At 36.9% G+C, this 20390-nt stretch carries 14 protein-coding genes; 8 read left to right on the forward strand and 6 right to left on the reverse strand.

Going from position 1 to position 20390, the window contains the following annotated elements; translation table 11 throughout:
* The 3 genes from COC46_RS11835 to COC46_RS11845 all read left to right on the forward strand — a co-directional run.
* Nucleotides 1-3436: Ig-like domain-containing protein (locus COC46_RS11835; RefSeq protein WP_098809920.1), on the forward strand; the 3436-nt coding region annotated here is incomplete at its 5' end.
* A 459-nt stretch (nucleotides 3437-3895) separates the two neighbouring features.
* Entirely contained in the window at nucleotides 3896-4093 is a 198-nt protein-coding gene (locus COC46_RS11840) for an aspartyl-phosphate phosphatase Spo0E family protein (RefSeq protein WP_098809921.1), read from the forward strand.
* 387 nt (nucleotides 4094-4480) lie between these two features.
* Nucleotides 4481-5248, forward strand: coding sequence for an IclR family transcriptional regulator (locus COC46_RS11845; RefSeq protein WP_098809922.1), 768 nt, complete (start codon nucleotides 4481-4483; stop codon nucleotides 5246-5248).
* A gap of 111 nt (nucleotides 5249-5359) precedes the next feature.
* Here COC46_RS11845 and COC46_RS11850 read toward each other — a convergent pair whose 3' ends face one another.
* The 3 genes from COC46_RS11850 to COC46_RS11860 are packed head-to-tail and all read right to left on the reverse strand — an operon-like array spanning nucleotide 5360 to nucleotide 7806.
* Nucleotides 5360-6313, reverse strand: coding sequence for a DUF979 domain-containing protein (locus COC46_RS11850; protein ID WP_098809923.1), 954 nt, complete (start codon nucleotides 6311-6313; stop codon nucleotides 5360-5362).
* Nucleotides 6297-7016 (reverse strand): DUF969 domain-containing protein, encoded by a 720-nt coding sequence (locus tag COC46_RS11855; protein ID WP_176545135.1) that lies wholly within the window; start codon nucleotides 7014-7016, stop codon nucleotides 6297-6299. Before COC46_RS11855 ends, COC46_RS11850 begins: the two co-directional genes overlap by 17 nt.
* A 31-nt stretch (nucleotides 7017-7047) precedes the next feature.
* Complete coding sequence (locus COC46_RS11860) at nucleotides 7048-7806, reverse strand: LamB/YcsF family protein (RefSeq protein WP_098809924.1); 759 nt, start codon at nucleotides 7804-7806, stop codon at nucleotides 7048-7050.
* A gap of 400 nt (nucleotides 7807-8206) precedes the next feature.
* Between COC46_RS11860 and pxpB the strand changes: the two genes are divergently transcribed.
* The 3 genes from pxpB (at nucleotide 8207) to COC46_RS11875 (ending at nucleotide 11086) form a co-directional block, all read left to right on the forward strand.
* On the forward strand, nucleotides 8207-8977 hold the full coding sequence (gene pxpB, locus COC46_RS11865; protein ID WP_255294886.1) for a 5-oxoprolinase subunit PxpB: 771 nt from the start codon (nucleotides 8207-8209) through the stop codon (nucleotides 8975-8977).
* Nucleotides 8974-9978 (forward strand): 5-oxoprolinase subunit C family protein, encoded by a 1005-nt coding sequence (locus COC46_RS11870; protein WP_098809926.1) that lies wholly within the window; start codon nucleotides 8974-8976, stop codon nucleotides 9976-9978. Before pxpB ends, COC46_RS11870 begins: the two co-directional genes overlap by 4 nt.
* 283 nt (nucleotides 9979-10261) lie before the next feature.
* Entirely contained in the window at nucleotides 10262-11086 is an 825-nt protein-coding gene (locus tag COC46_RS11875) for an amidohydrolase family protein (RefSeq protein ID WP_098809927.1), read from the forward strand.
* Nucleotides 11087-11200: 114 nt separating this feature from the next.
* On the opposite strand, the gene COC46_RS11880 is transcribed toward COC46_RS11875, so the two are convergent.
* Nucleotides 11201-15625: a pullulanase X25 domain-containing protein gene (locus tag COC46_RS11880; protein ID WP_098809928.1), complete on the reverse strand. Its 4425-nt coding sequence runs from the start codon at nucleotides 15623-15625 to the stop codon at nucleotides 11201-11203.
* Nucleotides 15626-15915: 290 nt separating this feature from the next.
* Between COC46_RS11880 and COC46_RS11885 the strand changes: the two genes are divergently transcribed.
* Together COC46_RS11885 and COC46_RS23120 are read left to right on the forward strand one after the other, a co-directional pair.
* Nucleotides 15916-16674 carry a helix-turn-helix domain-containing protein gene (locus COC46_RS11885; protein ID WP_218012460.1) on the forward strand — a complete coding sequence of 253 codons (759 nt, stop codon included), beginning with the start codon at nucleotides 15916-15918 and terminating at the stop codon, nucleotides 16672-16674.
* Between the two features lie 147 nt (nucleotides 16675-16821).
* Nucleotides 16822-17106, forward strand: a complete 285-nt coding sequence (locus COC46_RS23120) for a toxin-antitoxin system TumE family protein (protein ID WP_483295515.1) — start codon at nucleotides 16822-16824, stop codon at nucleotides 17104-17106.
* Nucleotides 17107-17375: 269 nt separating this feature from the next.
* Here COC46_RS23120 and COC46_RS11890 read toward each other — a convergent pair whose 3' ends face one another.
* Together COC46_RS11890 and COC46_RS11895 are read right to left on the reverse strand one after the other, a co-directional pair.
* Nucleotides 17376-18890, reverse strand: coding sequence for a CoA-acylating methylmalonate-semialdehyde dehydrogenase (locus COC46_RS11890; RefSeq protein ID WP_098809930.1), 1515 nt, complete (start codon nucleotides 18888-18890; stop codon nucleotides 17376-17378).
* Nucleotides 18891-18935: 45 nt separating this feature from the next.
* A complete protein-coding gene (locus COC46_RS11895) occupies nucleotides 18936-20291 on the reverse strand; it encodes an aspartate aminotransferase family protein (RefSeq protein ID WP_098809931.1) in 1356 nt (451 codons plus the stop codon).
* Nucleotides 20292-20390 lie beyond the last annotated feature (99 nt).

The raw sequence follows: 20390 nt of genomic DNA on the forward strand, positions 1-20390 counted from the left end.
AAAGGAAACAGCAACTCCTTGTACTGACTCTCAATATCCTGAAACCCCTAACAATGGATATGGATATGGTGTGATTAATGCACTTAAGGCTGTAACATCAGTTATGACAGGAATTTCTGATATTAAAGGCCAAGTATCAGAAGATGCTGAGGATACAGTTCCGCCAACTTTTAATCATATACCTATTAAAGAGGCATACGCAGGTTTTGAACAAAAATTAAAAATTGATGTACAGGATAATATAAGTGTTAAGACAGTTGAACTTCAATATAGAAATAATCCATCGGATGAGTGGACAACAGTTGCAGCTCAAAGGGAGAGTGGGGACATCCAGTCAGGAAGCTATGAAGCGATAATTCCAGCTGATAGAGTGGCAGGAGCAAATCTATCTTACAGATGGAGAATAGTTGATTTTGGAAAGAACGAGGTTACAAGTGATATCTATACAATACTTGTTAACTCTCAAGTAGGATACTTTAATGATTTTGAAACAGATATAACAGGATGGGAAATACTAGGGGCTCCTGAATGGCAGTGGGGAAAACCAACGACAGGACCTATGGCAGCAGCCTCGGGAGAAAAGGTTTTTGCTACTAATCTTGAAGGAACGTATTCAGAAAATCAAGTAATGGCATTGATATCGCCTAAAATTGTCTTGCCGAAAGAACATGCTTATTTGCAGTTTAAAAATTGGTATGATATAGAAGAAAATTATGCCATTGCAAAAGTTGGTGTTCAAATTGACGGCAATGATTATTTTACGAGTGTAGCAAAATATGCAGGCACTAAGACAGGAGGATATTCAAATGAAGAAATAGATATAAGCGAATATGCAGGAAAGAAAGTAAGTATCTATTTTGTATTTATGTCTGGTACCTCCGCCTCCAATAATCATCAGGGATGGTTTATAGATGATGTGAAATTAACAGATAAATCTGCAGCACTAGGTAATACATCAGTTTTAAGCAATGGCCCTAAAGAACAAATTAGATTAAAAGATCTACCTGCAGCATCAGATGGCAGATCAGTTTTAAGCAACAGCCCAAAACAACAAGTAATAAATTCAGTGCAGGCAAACACTGAGATGGCAAGACTTCCATTATCAGCCACAGTGACTATTGTTGAAAATGGTCGTTCAACAAAAACAAATCCGCAAGACGGGTCATATAGTTTTAAGGTGAAAGAAGGAGCGTATACATTAAGAGCTGAAAAGTATGGGTACTATCCACAGGATCATAAGGTTCAAGTAGCAGCTAACCAAGTTCTTGAAAATACAAACATTACAATGGCTCCAATTCCTAAGGGAACATTAACAGGTAAAATCACTAATGCGCAAACAGGAAAACCTGTGAAAAACGCTAAACTTTACTTAATCGAGGATGCAGCTGTAGCACCAGTTACAACTGATGCAGAGGGTAATTACTCATTAACTGCATATGAAGGTAAATATACAGTACAGGTTATAGCTGAGGACTACTTTGATGAGAAAGTTACTGTAGATATTAATAAGGAAAATGTTACACATGATATTCAGCAAAAACCGTTTATCAATTATTCAGGAGAGATCGGCTATGATGATGGAACAGCAGAAGATACAGTAGCTCAATTTGAACCGGGAGGTGGCTATGCAGTAAGAATGTCACTTCCGGCGGGAGAGACTAGAGCAATCGTAACCTCTGGATTATTTATGTTTGGTACAAAATGGCCAACACCAGGTGGAAAGACATTTAAGGTGGCAGTTTATGATGCAAGTGGAAAGGATGGCGCTCCTGGAAAAATGATAGCAGGTCCGTTTAATGCAACTACTCCTAGGGAGGAAGGAAAATGGACAGTCGTTGATTTATCCGCAAAGCGAATAGTTGTAACAGGCGATTATTATATGGTTTTAATACAGGATCAGCCTGCTTTGTTATCTCCAGGAATATCATTGGATAAAACGACAGTACCAACAGGAAGATCATGGTGGTTTGTAAATGGCGGACCATTCAATTTAGCAAATAAAGATTTTGGAAACATAATGATTAGATCAACAGTTAAGCTTGAAGCACTAGCTCCAGTTATAACATCACCAGTAGAAAACCCATATGTAAATAATGAAAACGTAACAATAAAAGGTATGGCGGCTCCAGGAATGGACGTTCAGATATTTAGCGGTGATAAAGACATAGCAAATGGGAAGACAAATGATGATGGAAGCTTCTCTATTGACGCTGTACTTCAAGAGGGAGTTAATATTCTAAAGGCAAAAACGATAGCAGAACTCGGATCTACTCCTTATTCGACAGAGACAAGGGTTATAGTAGACAAGGCATCACCAGTTTTAGAAATTACAAGCCCACAAAATATCGCAAATATAAATGATCAGGTTATAACTGTAACAGGAACAGCCAAAGATGATTATTTAGATTATGTTGATGTTAACGGAACAAGTGCAGACATAGATTCAAATGGATATTGGACAGTAAAGCTTATGTCCAAGGAAGGTGAAAATGTAATAAATGTTGTTGCTAGAGATAAGGCAGGAAATGAAACTGCTAAGAGCATAACAGTTAATGTAAAATATTCAATCCGTGAAATTAAAAATATAATGCCATCGAGTGATGTAATATTAAAGGCAAATTCAACAGTAAAGGTTGAGTTCGACAGTGAACCTGGATTAAAGAAGGCAGTATTTTCAATTAACACTCCGTTTAATGGCATAGCAAGTACAGCATTTGTGCCAACAGCAAGTTTAAGCTCCTTTGAAGTAGTTATGACAGAAGTAAAGGATGCAAATGGCACTGGCACTGGACACTATAAGGGTTACTGGACAGCACCTAAGAATCTTACATTAAACGGTGCACAAATAGCGGTAAATGTAGAAGATATGTATGGAAATTCATTAAGTTCCACTGCAGCAGGAAAGCTATATGTAAATTGTAAACCAATTCCTAAGCCTGTTCCAGACAAAACAGCACCGAGTATTCCTTTGGTAAGTAAGTTGACATATACAGGAATATCTGGAAAAGCTGAGATCGGTTCTAAAGTATACGCTAAAGCAGGCAAAGTCATCATAGGTTCCTCAGTTGTAAACAGCAAAGGAATTTATTCTATTACCTTCAAAAGTCAAAAAGTAGGAACAATCATTAATGTATACGCAGTAGACAAATCGGGGAATGTTGGAGCGGCAAAAAAGGTTGTAATAAAAGACAGTACACCACCAGCAATTCCTTCTGTTAAAAGTTTAACGAATACAAAAGTAACAGGGAAAGCCGAACCAGGTGCTAAAGTTTATGTGAAAAAGGGAAAAGAAATCATAGGTTCTAGTACTGCTAACAGTAAAGGAATTTATACTGTTTCTTATAAAAAACAAAAAGTAGGAACAGTCCTTTACGTTTATGCAAAAGATAAGGCAGGGAATACAGGTAAAGCGAAAAAAGTTGTAGTGAAAAAATAAATTAGGTTCAATGTGATCATTCAGAATGCAAATGAAAAAGTCTTAGAGTACTCCAATCGTTTGATTGGTCTTGACATAAAAAATAAACAAGTACAGCAACTGGTATGTTATGACATCAAATGTGAAACTACTGATAGATCCTAGTTGACTTAAATGATGACAAGAACCGGTGACGCTTCATTATGACGTTGCCGGTTTTTTACACCTTATTTCTCTATTCTATAGGAATAAGCAGAGAAGAGAGACTACAGATGGGATTATGGGTTTGAGCATTTACCCACCGGCTTTCATGAGAAATAACAAAAATAAATTGATTAATAAAATTAACTTTAAAGGAAAAGGGCATTCATATTCTAGATACTGTAACAGTTTCAGAAGATATCTACGGTGCAGCTTATTTCAGCAGTCACACCAAGATAGAATTCTTACTGGAGAGTTATTAAATGGAGGGGTTTGGGGATGACTACTTTATTACAACAACAAGCAAAACTAGAGATAGAGAAAAAGAGAAATGAATTGTATGATATATGTAAGAAGTATGGATTTCTTCATTCTAATACCATTCAATGTAGCTATGAGTTAGATCAGTTAATAAATCAGTTTTTTAAAGGATTTACGGCTTTGAAGGAAGAGCGTTATGAGTACTTAATCATTTAGATACCGATAAACTGAACTTGTAGTACTTGGCACAATCCGTCTTCATACTATTGGTCAAATGTCTTTTATATTTAGCGATTAGATATAAACTTAGGCATCATCTCATGTATTGTCAATTACGTAGAATGCATTGAAGGGGAAAAGGAATGGGGCAATCACAGTCACCTCAATCTTTTTCCCTTTTTTTTATCAAGTCAATAAAGAAATAGTGTTGTATTTAAAACGACCTATTTTAGGGAAAATCATCTAGATAATTGAAGTAGCAGTGTTTAACAAATAAGTAGTATACGATAAAGTCTTTGAGTTTTTAATAACAGCAAGTATAATTATGTACATACCGAAATTCGGAACTAAGGTGTCTAATCTTTACTAAAGGAGATAAAGCTTATGGAAAGCAAAAATAAGACGGTCGTAAAATCAATGGCGATTCTTAATCTTTTTTTAACAAATTCAAAGTTGAGTTTTAATGAAATCGTACAGTTATCAGGAATCCCTAAAACGTCTGTTTATCGAATGCTGATGTCACTTGAAGAGATGGGGTTTCTTGATAAGGATCAGGACGGAAAATATTCGCTTGGCTTATTATTCCTACAATTTGGTAATTTAGTAGCGGACAGGCTTGATATAAGGCAAGTGGCTTTACCGATTATGCATGAGCTTCATGATGAGGTAGGAGAAGCTGTAAATCTGATCGTACAGGACGGTAATGATGCAATTTATATCGAAAAACTGGATACAAAACAACCGGTAAGGCTATATACTGCAATTGGCCGAAGAACACCGCTTTATGCAGGAGCATGTTCACGTGTAATTCTTGCTTTTCTGCCACATTCTGAACAAGAACAATATATAGAGCAAATTGAACTAAAGCCAATCGCATCTGGAACGATTACAGAGAAAGAGAAGCTTCGTCTTATTCTGGAAGAAACACAAAAAACAGGCTATACTTTCAGCCGCTCCGAACTTGAAAATTATACGTCGGCAATAGCTGCACCTATTTTTAATGCTAAAGGTCAGGTAATAGCTGGCATTAGTATTGCAGGACTTGAAGTGAATTATCAACATGACAGAGTTCCGCAATTAATTGAAAAGGTGAAGGGCGCTGCCGAAAAGATTTCAAGGAAATTTGGATATTCTGGAAAACACGTAATGTGAAGAGACAAGAAAAAAGTCAAAGAAATCATCCATTATAAAAAGATGATTTCTTTGACGAAATGAGAATCTATTAAATGGTAGTTTCGGTACTAGGACCAAATCTTTTATTCTTTAAAATACAAGGAAATACATTAAAAATATGTTCACGGTTAGTAAGATTATGGCAGTAGGTGCCTGTGCTTTAATAACAGCATATTTATCGGATAAATCTAGTAAAGCTGTTGGTACGATATTAAAATTTGCTGCCATAGGGGTCAATAGTGTTCCGCAATAGCCGGAGAACATCCCAATTGCGCCCATTATAGCAGGATCTGCTCCATGCATATGAACGAGTAAGGGAAGACCAATACCTGCCGTTATGACAGGAAAAGCTGCAAACGCATTTCCCATGATCATTGTAAAGATTGCCATACCTAATACATATGCCAATACTACAAAAAAGCGATTATCAACAGGAATAGCTGAACTAATCAAATCCGATACTACTTTACCTACACCTGCTACTGCAAAAAGACCGCCTAGCGTAGCTAACATTTGTGGAAGAACCGCTGCCCATCCTATTGCATCTAATAATCGACGAGACTCCTTTACTGGTTGGATGCCTTTTTCCTTCGTTAACATCATAGCCACAATTAAAGAAACAACGCAAGCAACCCCAAGACTTACAAGCGTAACGTTTTTATTGTCCAATAAGAAGAGATTGCCAATTTTCATGTCTTTGATGACAACAGTGCCAATGATTGTCACAAGTGGAATCAATAAAGCAGGAATGAATAGTTTATTCCCGATTTTTTTCGCACTTGCTTTTCTTTCTTCCTCTGTTGTTTGGTGATAAGAGCCCATCCTAACTCCACCAAATCCAGCTATTAACGCTATGATTATGACTAGTACACCCATGTACATTGGTGGAATTACTTTGCCAAAGATGAAAGAGATTGCAAAAAGTCCCCAAAAAGTACCTGTTAACAGTCGTTTTGAATTGCTTTTATCTTTAAATGACAGAAAAGCAATAATGGATAGAAAAATACCTGCAATATAATAAATATATTCAAGATTGATAATCATGCGATTTACTTTCCTTTCCGTTCGAATCCTGCATCTTACTTTCATCTACATAATATTTTATTTTTCTATCTAGCATATAGAGTCTGACAGAGTGAATGATGAAAGCAGCAATGGCAGTTGGGATTCCCCACATTGCCATGTGTAACGGTTCTAAGATGATTCCGTTTTCCTCGAAAAAGCCTTTCATTAGTAATATGGCTCCAAAAGCGATGAAAATATCTTCACCAAAGAAAAGACCTACGTTGTCTGTTGAAGCTGAAAAAGCTTTAATTTTATTGCGTACATGTTTCGGTAATTTGCCAAATTTGTTCTCCGAAGCACTTTCTGCCATTGGTGCGATGAGCGGACGCACCATTTGAGCATGTCCACCAAGACTAGTTAATCCAATTGCAGCAGTTGCTTCTCGAATAAACAGATAAATAATGAGAAGGCGTCCGGTGGTAGCAGATTTTACTTTGCTGATTATTGTTTGTGATTGTTCTTTTAGGCCATAGCGCTCCAATAAACCAATAATTGGCAAGGTAAGAATAAATAAAGAAAGATAGCGGTTTTGTACAAACGATTCTCCAAATGTCGTGAGTATTTGCTCAAAAGATAATTTTCCGACTAATCCAGTTGTAATGCCAGCAATCGTAACGACCAACAATGGATTAAGTCTAAGAGCAAAACCAATGATTACGATAAAAATTCCAATAAGTGTCATTATTTTTTTCCTCCTTATTTTTATTTTATTTCTATACAAAAGCCTCAACCGAAACGTCTGACTCTTCTAGCATTTTTCTAATCTGATTAGCAAATGTTACTGCGTGCGAACCATCACCATGTATACAGACCGTATCAGCAACTAGGAGGACCTCATTTCCCTGTTGAGACAGGACTTTTCCTTCTTTCACCATACGGATAACTTGGTTTGTAGCCTGGAAAGGATCGCTAATCAAAGAATTTGGATGACTTCTAGGAGTTAAGGTACCATCTTGCTGGTAAGTTCGATCAGCAAACACTTCATTTGCGGTGCGAATACCAATTTTTTCTCCTGCTTTAATTAACTCACTCCCAGAAAGACCGAAGAGAATTAATTCAGGATTAACTTTATATACTGCTTCAGCGATTGCTTCAGCTAACTGAGCATTATTTGCCGCCATATTGTATAGTGCACCATGTGGCTTAACATGCTGCATCTTTTCTCCTTCAGCTTTCAAAAATCCATAAAGTGCTCCAATTTGGTATACGACGATGTCATATGCTTCCTGTGGTGAAATCGTTATGTTGCGTCGTCCAAAACCAATTAAATCAGGAAGCCCAGGATGTGCGCCAATTTTAACTCCTTTATTAAGAGCTGAACGAACGGTTTTTCGCATTACTGACGGGTCACCTGCATGAAATCCACAAGCTATATTTGCTGAAGTTACAAAATTGAGAATCTCGTCATCTCTTCCTATCTTGTAAACGCCAAAACTTTCTCCTAAATCACAATTTAAATCAATTTGATACATCGAATAATCCTCCTAATACAGACAAATATTGATTAAATCCTCTAAATTTTAAAAAAATACATCTTAAACGCTTTCAAAGTGGCTAATAAAATTTGTACTTTATGTTCGTAATAATTTGAATAGTAAGAAAAAAGATAGCGCTTATTTCCGAATTTAGGAATTGCTGTTTCGAAAATAATAACATAATTTAATCCTATTGCATATCACTTAATTTTCGAACAATTTTGTTAACGGAGTGAAAAATTACCATTACATTGCTAAAAAGGTTTTCTAATCAGATGATTTAAACAAAATTTTTAACAGAGTAACAGTTGTGTTTTTAATTTCTGACAATTATAATAATTACAAAGTCCGATTTTTAGGATAACAGTTCCGAAAATCGAAAAAGCGAGGGATGGAAATGCTTCAAACAAATTTTGATGTAAATACAGATATGAAGATGAAACCACTCGGAGATTCAGCGGTTCTGATCCAATTAGGTACAGAAATAAATCCTGAGGTACATCTGAAGGTGAAAGCGTTAACAGAGTATCTTGAAACGCATCCATTTAATGGTTTCATCGAGTGCGTTCCAGCTTTTACTAGTGTGACAGTTTTTTATAATCCTTTGTTGATTCATCAGATGTACAAAAAAGAAAATAAATCCTTTTTTCATATAGAGAAGAACTTTTCCCCATTTAAAGTTGTTTGCTCAATCATAGGAGAGATCATAATAGGTATTGAAGTAGCAAAAGAACGTGAGCAACGTGTAGTTGAAATTCCCGTTTGTTATGGAGGGGAATTTGGTCCGGATTTAGAATTTGTTGCAGAATCTAATCGTTTATCAACAAATGAAATCATAGATATTCACTCAAATGGAGAGTATCTTGTCTATATGATTGGATTTGCTCCTGGCTTTCCTTATTTAGGTGGGATGTCTGAAAAAATCACGACGCCTCGCCGTAATTCACCACGGTTATCAATACCTGCAGGAACGGTCGGAATAGCAGGGAATCAAACAGGTGTATATCCGATATCAACACCTGGCGGCTGGCAATTAATTGGGCGTACACCGATTGAATTATTTTGTCCAACTAAAAATCCCCCAAGCCTTCTTCAATCAGGAGACGTTGTAAAGTTTGTACCCATTTCTCTTGAAGAATATGAATTATACAAGGAGACAAATAAATGAGTATAAAAGTGTGTCGTCCTGGTTTACTTACTAGTGTTCAAGATTTAGGAAGATATGGTTTTCAAAAATACGGAGTCATCGTGAGTGGTGCAATGGATGCAACCTCACTTCGCATTGCAAATTTGTTAGTTGGTAATGAGGAAGGTGAAGCTGCTTTAGAGGTAACATTAATGGGTACCTCATTCTTATTTGAGAAAGATTTATTAATTTCGATTACTGGCGGAAACTTGTCCGCAACCATTGATGGAGAACTAGTAACTTTGTGGAGACCTGTCTACGTAAAAGTGGGTAGCGTTCTCCACTTTAAGGCATGTCAATCAGGGTGCCGAGCATACGTAGCGATCGCTGGTGGTTTTGCTGTTGATGAAATAATGGAGAGTAAGAGTACGTATTTGCGAGGAGAAATCGGCGGGTATAAGGGACGTGCCCTGAAAGAAGGAGATCTTCTGCTATGTAACGAAATACCGCAAAGAGCCATTAAGCTTTTTCAACAGCTTAAAAGTAAAGCGCAATCTCATCAGTTTGCTGCGACTAACTGGCATGTCAACTCTGAATCTTTTATGGAAATAAAGAAGAATGCAGTGGTTCGTGTCATAAGAGGAGGGGAATTTGACCGTTTCACCTCTTCTAGTCAAGCACAGTTCTTTGAGCAAGAATTCCAAATAACGCCAATGTCTGACCGAATGGGATACCGGATATCAGGCCCAACTTTACAATTGGAAGAATCGTTTGAGCTTATTTCAGAGGCAGTTTCTCACGGAACGATTCAAGTACCAAAAGACGGAAATCCAATTATTCTGCTTTCTGACAGACAGACAATCGGTGGCTATCCAAAAATCGCCCAAGTTGCGACAGTGGATCTACCTCTCATCGCTCAATTAAAGCCTGGTGAAAAAATTCGCTTCAAAGAAATTACATTAGAAGGGGCAGAGCAGCTTTACATGAAATATGAACAGCAGATGGAACAGTTGAAAGTTGGCCTTCTGTTGAGAGATAAATAAACCTTAGATGTATAAGGATAATAATAGTGACAAATACGGACAAAAATAGACCTATCTATACCCTTTTGTTGATTGTTTGTATTAAAGTAAGGCAACTATCCCTCGGGTGGTTGTCTTTTCATGTTTTTTGTAGCAGATTTGCAAGATATGGACAGAACTCTTTTAAACTAATAAAGCATTTATAAAAAGCATATATTTGATACTAGTTAAAGTACTACAATGAAGAAATAGAAGAGGGGAGATTTATATTATTATTGATTGCCATTTTCATGTGGATGAATCCATGCTGACTTTAGAAAAAATGATAGAGGGAATGGATAAAAATAATGTAGCAAAAACGGCTCTAATCCCTCCTATGAATGAAACAATGTTTGAATCGGATCGTACCATTCAGTATCATATCCAACGATTATTTCGTTTTCTAATCCTTAATACACCTCAAATTGGGCACAAAATCTACGATGGTCTAGTGGAAGCTGGCTATTTGAAACTTTATGGTAACTCATATAAGATTTTTACCGAACCGAACAACGAGATTGTAGCTAATGCAATTGCAAGATTTCCAGACCGATTTCTAGGTTGGGCAGCAGTGAACCCTATCATTCCTAATTTTATGGAAGAAATAGAATTCTATCTTAATAGAACTAGCTTTATTGGTGTAAAGGCGCATCCATTCATGCATGGATATAGTATTAAAGCTCTTGATCCAGTTGCAGCTTTTTGTGAAACAAATGGTGTACCAATGATTATTCATCTTTCATCTGAGATTGACTCCTATAAATATCTACCAGAAAATTTCCCTAAACTTAAATTAATTTATGCCCACGCTGGCCTACCATTTTGGAAAAAACTATGGAAATACGTTAAGGAAAAACCAAATGTATATGTTGATACATCAAGTGATTATCTCAATCCGTCAATTGTAAAACAAGCAGTTGAGGCATTAGGTTATCGTAAAGTTCTGTTTGGCTGTGACGGACCATATGGAATGAAGACATTTAATGAATATGATTATTCAGACAAGAAAAGATGGGTGGAATCTCTTTTAATTCCTGATAACGAAAAGGAATACATACTCGGTAAAAACTTTTTAGGATTAATTGAATAGGGAATTCTATTTGATGGAGGCAACTAAGGTGTATGTTGTACAAGTACTAAATTTATTGGTTAACAAATTTAAATAAAAAAGGTCTGCAACTAGGCAGACCTTCTCTATTACTATTTACTTGGATTCACTAATCGTTTTATTAACTACATCAATCACGTAGTTCTTTGTGTTTTTGGCTATCGAACCACCATCACTTTTAAATATCGTAGATTTTGTAGTATCAGTTGGTTCAATGTGGACTGGGACTAGTGTTTGACCTTCGCTTAGATTAATCGATTGGGTGAAATTCATCCCATTATAGTCAGTTACTTTTACCCCGTTGATGGTGAGGTTAGCACCTTTAATACTATTCCCTTTGATCGTTAAAGTTGAACCTTTCACATCAATTTGGTTCACTACAAGTGGCTTATCAATCCAGCGTGAAATCGTGTCTTGGACAACCATTTTGTTGCCACCTTGGTTTGTAACAACTATTTTCATATCAGTTCCAGCCGCACCGTAACCATAGTAACTGATATCATCATCTGATGGATCAGATGGTGTATGGTCTGTTAAACCTTCATGATCCCAAGTGTTGTCTCTCGTGTATTTATACGTAATTTCAGTTCCTTCCTCAACCTCAGTTGTATATTCCCAATCAGCTGTAACGGCACCATTTCGGCTCATTGACCAGGCGCCTGTATTCCATCCATTTAAGCTGTTTGGAATATTCATTTGAGAAGATAATGGTGTATCATCTGGCGCATGCACTTTAAAGGTGACTTGTACCATGACGATATCAGGTGTGACAGTTACTGTATTCGAATCCATGTAGTTCCCAGCTTGATCAAATACACGGATTTTGTATTTATATGTTGTACCGTTAGCTACCTGATAATCACGGAAAGTGGTAGTGTCTCCATTTACTGATGTAAGTAACTGGTCGTCACGATAAATGACAGTTTTATATGGTTGATCTGGCTCCTTAAGGTTCCAGTTTAAGTTAACCTGACCAGATTCTTGAATTGGTGTATCTAAAGTGACTTCTTTAGCAGGAGGAACTGTATCTGATGTGCTCCGTGTATAATTTACTTCTGCTGTTGAAGTCGATACCCATGTTTTACCTAAATCAGGAGTAAAGGACATTCGGTATTCATAAGTACCAGCCTCCAATGGTGTAAAGTTACCTTGAAACTCGTTGGCCTTATTTTCCTGATTTTGTCCAGTATATAGAGCTAGATAAGTAGTCCAAGTTGTTTGGCCTTTAATTCTAACTTGAAGCTCGGCTGTGATTCCTTCGGCTAGGCCCGCTTCAGTTGCACCCGACAAGTAAAATGATGCTTTAACAGTAGAATCAAGCGCTAAATTCAGCTCCCCATTAGATAAGGCTGTCAGGTTAGTCGCACTAGCATTTGCAACATCATAATGTGGTACGAGACCAGCGGAGACTACAGGTTCAGATTCGTTGCCATTCGAATCTACCGCTGTCACTTCAAAATAATAGGTACGACCATTATTCAAACCTGAAATATCAACAGATGTGCTAGTAGTTTCTTTCACTTTTGTCCATAATCCACCAGCAATATTTGATTGGTAGACATTAAATTTTGTTCCAATCCCTGTCCAGTTTAATGTAATTTGCTTAGATCCTACTGTACCAATTACATTTTTAACTGGTTGTGGTTGTTTCACTTCATTATTTGATAATAACATTCTTCCAGATTCAGCTGGAACGGTTAATGTTAGCTTCCCATCTTTTGCTGTAGCTAAATATTTAGGATCTAATTGGTCTACATAACTTATGCCATTCGCAATTAGTCTTTTTGCATCGATTTCAACAGTTTGTGAAGTTTTCCCTCTGTTGATAATAATTACGGCTGATTTTGTTCCTTTTGTTCGAGTGTAAGCTAATACATCATCTTTTGCGTAAATGTGGTGTAGATCTCCATAGCTAAATAGATCGGAATTTTTACTACGAATTTTACCAATAGTTTGATAATGTTTAATCAAATCTTGGTTTTCATTTCCCCATGGATACGTACGGCGATCATCTGGATCCTTTGAGCCTGTTTGTCCTGCTTCATCTCCATAATAAATAGTCGGCGCTCCAGGGTAACCCATTTGAAGAATAGAAGCTAACTTTAATCGCTTCACACCTTCATTGTAATTGTAGTTTGGATCCTGTTCAGCTCTATTATAAGTATCTGTTCCATTGCCTAACAGGAATATTGCGCGTGCAGTATCATGAGATCCCATTAAGTTCATGAGTGCATAAAACGCTTCCTTAGGATAATCCTCTTGAACAGCTTGGAGTGCATTTTGAGCATTCACTGCATTACCGTTCTTTAAATAATCCAAAATTGCGCCACGGAAACGATAGTTCATTACGGAATCATATTGATCTCCTAAGAAGTACTTGGAAGCATCATCCCAAATTTCTCCTAAAATAAGTGGCTTTTCATCTTTTTGAAGTGTACTTCCGGATCCTGTCATAGTCTTGGATTTCATTTGCTTTCGGAATTCCTGCCAAAATGAACTGTCCACTTCATTCGCTACATCTAGACGCCAGCCGGAAGAACCTCGATCAATCCATGATTTTCCTACAGAGTCCTTTTCATACATTAGATAATTAGCTAATTCAGTGTTGTTAAGTTCACTAAGGTGATCAACCTTTGATCCATCAACTGATTCAAATACTGGCAGACTATCATAGCCCCACCATCCTTCATACTTATAATGTTCTCCATTTGAAACGCCGTTAACTTTTTCATTAGGAACTTTAACATTTTCGATATGGAACCAGTTTTCAAAACCGTACGGGCTAAAAGATTGACCTTCAGAGATAAGTTGTTTTTTTGCTTTCTCTTTAGCAGTAGCTTCGGACAATTTTTCGTCATTCATTAAATTATAAATACGAGACCAATATTCATATGAGCCAACTGTTTTATATTTGTTATAGCGGTCAAAATAGATTGAGTCGTCAGAGACGTGGTTAAAAACGCCATCCAAAATCAAATGCATGTTACGTTTTGATAACTCTTTTGTGAAATCCTTAAATTCTTTTTCTGAGCCAAACATCGGATCCAATACTTTGTAATCGGTTGCATCATATTTATGGTTAGATGGTGCAAGAGCAATCGGATTTATATAGAGTGTGTTGACTCCAAGTGATTGAAGATAATCAAGCTTGGCTTTGATTCCAGCAATATCTCCTCCATAAAAATCATTACTAAACTCCCCGTCTCCATTATATGAACCAGTTCCTTGCTCATAAGGATTATCAGGTAAGCTTGTCCAAGAAGAGGGATGTTCGATTGGCTGGTTACCGCGAGCTCCCACTTTATCCTTTATATGGTCATTTGTCTTGTTGCCGTTAAAAAAGCGATCCGGAAAGATTTGATAAACTACAGCTTCTTTCATCCAATCTGGAGTTTGATATGCAGGATCATAAACTGTCAGTTGGAAAAGACCTGCATTTTTATCTTCTGCTTTTCCAGTATGACCTTCTTGCGTGTCTTCACCATATTCTGCCGTTGTGTCTTGATCTCTTATAATGAATTTATACCCATGGATACCTTTGTCTGCCGGAGTAAACGTGGCTTCCCAGTACTCAAGATCACCTTTGTCACTTGTGTTTGACCAGCCGACATTTTTCATAGCCAAGACTTTTGTTGTACCTGAACTATAGTTTTTTACATAAAGGCTTGCGCTTGTAAGGTCACCTTTCTTAGCCGATATCCTGAAAGTTACAGGTGTATTAGCAGGAATGGCCCCAAATGGCTTTCGGTATATTTGATCCCATGAATCATGATAGAGGGCATTCTGATCAATCAAGCCATCAGAGCCTGCTGGTTTATAATCTGTATAAACTTCTTTTGTTTGATTATTATAGAAAAATGTAATAGTAGTTTCAGAGATGACATTTAACTTCATATTGGAAGTAGGGTAGGACTCGTTCCAATCCTTGCCTAATACAATCTTGTATTCGTATGTACCACTTGGCACCTTTGTAGTGAAGGAATAGATATTTTTAAAATTTTCATCCTTTAAAAAGGCTGTTGATTCAGCTGGACTCCAAGCTGCCCCTGCATTAATTGCAGGCTGGATCGTTCCAACAAGACGAGGTTGTCTTTCTTCTGCTAAAGGAGTGTAATGAGTGCTGTCAGTAATTGAATGAGTGTTATCATTATAGTAGAAGGTGATTTCTTTTTGTTCGGAAAGTACTAGTTTAATATTGTTGCCGCCTGGATTTCCGCCTTCACCGTAATTTTCTGACCAGCTTCCACCAATGGCGATTTTATACTCATAGTTGCCGGCTGGTAAAGTACCAGTAAATGAATAGAGACCATTACCTTTGTACACCATCTCCGTTTTGGTTGAAGCTGGGTCCCAATCGCCTGGATTTCCTAACAAACTTTGAAAGCTTCCAACAAGTACAACTTGTTTAGCTACCGTTTCTGCTGCTTTTACAGTTCCATTTGTAATTAGTCCCGGAAACATCTGGAGAACTAACCCTAATACAGTGACGAGCGATAATATTGACCTCTGTTTTCTCCTCATGAAAAAACCCCTTTCCTCTTTCAAAATTAGGAAACCGTTTATACAAAAGATGCAATAAAAGTATGTATGTAGGTATTGCTAGTTTATTGCAAACGTTTGCACAAATTGTTTTCAAACTAATTATAACTTTTTATTAACACAAATCAATGGAAAATTGGTTATTAAATCTAAATTTTCTGAAATAAATTATTGTAATCGGACAAAATGTGACAATATTTTAAAATTGTGTAAGTATACAATATTTGAAAAGTGTAAACCATGGTAAGATAGGGGGGTGAGGTGATATGAGAATGAGTACAATGACTTTAAAATTGACAGAGGAACAAATCGAACAAGCAATTCTGGAACAAGATGTAGTAAGGTACGAGAAAGAATCATTGTTTTTAATGAATAACTTAGCAGTTAGTATGAGTGAAGTTTATGATGACATTCTACTTTACGTTATGCCAAAAAAAGTTAAATTTAATTTAAAGCCAGTGGTCATTAATAATGCTGAATTAACTAACCTTTTGAGAGAAATGATGGAGATCACAACGAAAATTCATGAGGAACAAATGGATTTTAATAATGTGAAAATTAAATTTGAAACGTGGTTTTATCAGATTACTTCAGAAGGTAGATTAGTTTTTGACTACGATATAAGAGAATTGATGTCTATTACACAGGCTTCTAAAGAGTTAGGTGTATCACGACAAATGATTTACAAGTATATTGATAGAGGTTTGGAAGCAGTTGGTGAAAAAGGTCAACAAAAAATACCGAAACATGCTATTGAAGCATGGAGAAATCCTGTAATGGCTTTTCAAATTCAATGGAATTACCAAATGAAACGAATTAGAACACAAACAATTGACGAACGTATTGAGATGATCAATGAGCAAATCAATGAATATGAACAACAGTTTGGAGATAGCTTTTATAAGCTTTTCGGAAACTACACTGATGAAGAGATTGATCAGTCGTCTGAATCCGTTGATATCTTTGATTGGAAAGAGTTAGAGGAAGAAAAACGAAATTTATTAATTAGACGAAAAGGAGGGGAAGCATGATTAATCCTTCCAAAATTTATGATTTATTTATTAAGTATTATGAGGGGATTTTACGAACTTCTCCTCCTTTACTGAACCTTGTTCCCCTTAATGGTGGTATTATAAAGATTCAACTCACATCCTCAGTTTGGAAATACGAAGGCTCGAATCAGAGAGTGGTATAATTCAAATGGGCAGTTAATACAGTATCGCTATTGTTGGGAAGTAAAAAGTGATCCCACAGGAAATATCTGTTCTTTTGAAAATGAACACAACCATGGTGTAGTAACGGATCCTCATCATACACATCCAGTAATTAATGACCGAAAACCATATGACAATAACTATCATGTTCGTTCGGTTGATGACTTTTTAGATTTTGTATCAAAATACATATTGACTGGTAAAAACTATCAATCTCCTATTCTTAGTCCGCACCGATTTCAACTTTGAAAAAACCACATAAGAGTTCTTCTAAATAAAAGTTCAGCTATAAGAATTATTACTTTGTAAAATACACACATATGTAGAGCGAATGAGGTAATTCACTATTAAATAAACTAGCCAGCATTGAACTTTATCCTTTAATATTAAAATACAAAACGACGCGGTCCCAATAAATTAAATGGGACCGCGTCACTTTTTTATCTAATAAACTATTTTTACAGTTTCCAAAGCTGTGCTAGGATTCTCTCTTTTAAAACAGAAGAGGGGGGATAAAATCACTTATTACTAGGAAACGCAAACGATAAACTGCTATTCTCACTAGGAGTCAACCAACGTTCCGAAATCATCTTCGTCTTCGTATAGAAACGCGCTTGGTCAGGTCCAAACATTTGGCCGTCACCAAATTTTGAGCCTTTAAAACCAGCGAAGTTATGATATCCCACAGGAATTGGAATTGGTACATTTACGCCGACCATTCCGACGTCAATTTCAGTTGTAAATTTCCTAGCTGCCAAACCATTGTTTGTAAAAATCGTGACGCCATTTCCTAGTTCATGCTGGTTAATTAATTTTATTGCTTCTTCTAAAGAATCCACACGTACAATATTACGTACTGGACCGAAAACTTCTTCATCATAAATTTCCATGCCTGGTTTTACATGATCAAGTAAAGTCGGAGCTAAGAAGAAGCCTTTGCTATTTTTTGTAATGTCTTTATTGCGGCCATCACAGACGATTTTTGCGCCTTCTTGTTCACTACGATCAATCGCTTTTAGGATAGTCTCTTTCGCTTGTTGAGAAATAACTGGGCCATAGTCAGCACCTTCAGAGTAAGCTCCGACTTTTAATCGATTAATCTTTTCTTCTAAAATTTCTACTAAACGATCAGCCGTTTCTTGTCCTACAGGCATTAATGTAGAAATTGCCATACAGCGCTGGGAGGCAGCACCGTAACCTGCACTAATGAAGGCGTTCGCGACTTGTTCTAAGTCGGCATCTGGCATGACTAACATATTATTTTTACCACCACCTAAAGCAACAACGCGTTTGCCATATTTAGCGCTTGTTTCATAAATATAACGTGCGACAGGTGTGGAACCAACGAATGAGATTGCCTGTACAGCTGGGTTTTCAAGCAATTCGTTTACGGCTTCTTTATCTCCATTGATTACTGTCCAAATTCCATCTGGGAGACCAGCTTTCGTCCATAGTTCGCTAATATATAAAGCTGTCATTGGTACTCGCTCAGAAGCTTTTAAAATAACAGCATTTCCAACTGCTACTGCCATGCATGTTTGTGCTAGCGGCACCATAATTGGGAAGTTGAATGGAGAGATTGCTGCTACGACGCCAAGTGGGTATTTAGCGGAATAAGCATTAATTTGTCCGCCAACATTTACTGAATATTCTCCTTTCATTAAGTGGGGGGCACTGATTGCTAAATCTACTGATTCTAACCCTCGAGTAATTTCGCCTAATGCATCTTCTTCGGTTTTTCCGCTTTCTGTACAAATTAATTCGATTACTTTATCTTTATTTTCCGTTAGCAAGTTTCGGAATGACATTACAATTTCTGCACGTTTAGCAACTGAGATGTCACGCCAAGCAGGGAAGGCAGCTTCTGCTTTTTTAATGGCAAATTTCACTTCTTCTACAGAAGCTAATGGGACTTTGGCGATCACTTCTCCTGTCGCAGGATTGAATACTTCTTGGAAGCGTCCGCTTTTGCCAGCAATCATTTTTCCATCTATATAATGTGTAAGTTCTTTTACTTCAGTAATATTTGTCATCTTCTAGTTCTCCCTTCAATAATCGAGCTATCTTTACTTTAGATTTTATAAAGTTTCGTTTATTGCTTGTGCTAAGCCTGAAAGAATGAAATCTTTTTCCTCAGTTGTAATATTTAATGGAGGAGATAGTGTTAATACATTGTTATAGCCTGCAACTGTTACACCGTTTTTACCAATAATTAGTCCTCGTTCTTTGCATTTAGCGATTACTTGATTGACTTTCTCTACATTTAAAGGATTTTTTGTATACTGATCTTCTACTAATTCGATTCCGATTAGTAATCCTTTTCCGCGAATATCGCCAACGTGAGGGTGGTGTGAAATGGTCTCTTTTAATTCATCAATTAGAATCGCACCCATTTTCGAAGACTGCTCGAATAAATTTTCGCGTTCCATAATTTCTAGGTTTTTTAAGGCAACAGCACATGCAGCTGGTGAGCCCCCGAATGTATTTACATGACGGAAAAAGTCATAGTTTCCGTTTTTAGTAAACTCTTCATAAATTTCTCTCTTTACGGCTGTTGCAGAAAGTGGCATGTATGCACTCGTTAGACCTTTTGCCATTGTAACAATGTCAGGCTGTACTCCGTAATGTTGATGACCGAAGGCTTTTCCCGTGCGTCCGAAACCACAAATTACTTCATCCACGATTAAAAGTGCACCATGTTTATCGCAAACTTCTTTAACGCCTTTTAAGTAATCGTCAGAAGGCATAATGACTCCACCACCAGTAATAATTGGCTCTAATATCATTGCCGCTATTGTTTCTGAGTGTTCCCACGTCATGATCTCGTCTACTGCTTTAACGGAAGGTAATTCGCTAGCATTCTTATAGCCATCTTCATTGTAGCGATACTGATCAGGGGCTTTCACATGAATAAAGCCTGGTGCTAATGGTTCGTATTTATATTTGCGCTCAGCTTGCCCAGTAGCAGCGAGTGCTCCCATAGTGTTCCCATGATATGCGCGGTAGCGCGAAACAAACTTATATCGATTTCCTTGTCCTTTTTGCTGGAAATACTGACGAGCGATTTTAAAGGCTGTTTCATTTGCCTCTGAGCCACTATTAGAGAAGAAAACTACATAATCTCCGCCTAGTAATTCGTTGATTTTTTCGGCAAGTAAAATGGCAGAAGGATGACTAAGAGATAATGGTGTATAGTTGTTCTCTAGAAGCTGGTCATATGCTGCTTTTGCAATTTCTTCTCTTCCGTAACCAACATTTACACACCATAACCCAGACATTGCATCTAAATAACGATTACCATCAATATCAGTAAGCCAAGCTCCTTTTGCTTTTTGAATAATGGTTGTAGCTTGTGGGTTGTAAGGCTTCATTGCATGCCATAAATATTTCTCATCTTTTGTTGCCAAATTTTCAGCTATACGAACATTTTCCATTTAAGCCACTCCTTTAGGTATTTGTTTATCTGTCTTTATTGTGAAGTTTTTTAAGGAGATAATCATCAGACAGAATGTAAAATGTTTACTAAAAACTGT

The organism is Bacillus sp. AFS041924 (assembly GCF_002577195.1).
Classification (GTDB): Bacteria; Bacillota; Bacilli; order Bacillales; family Bacillaceae_G; genus Gottfriedia.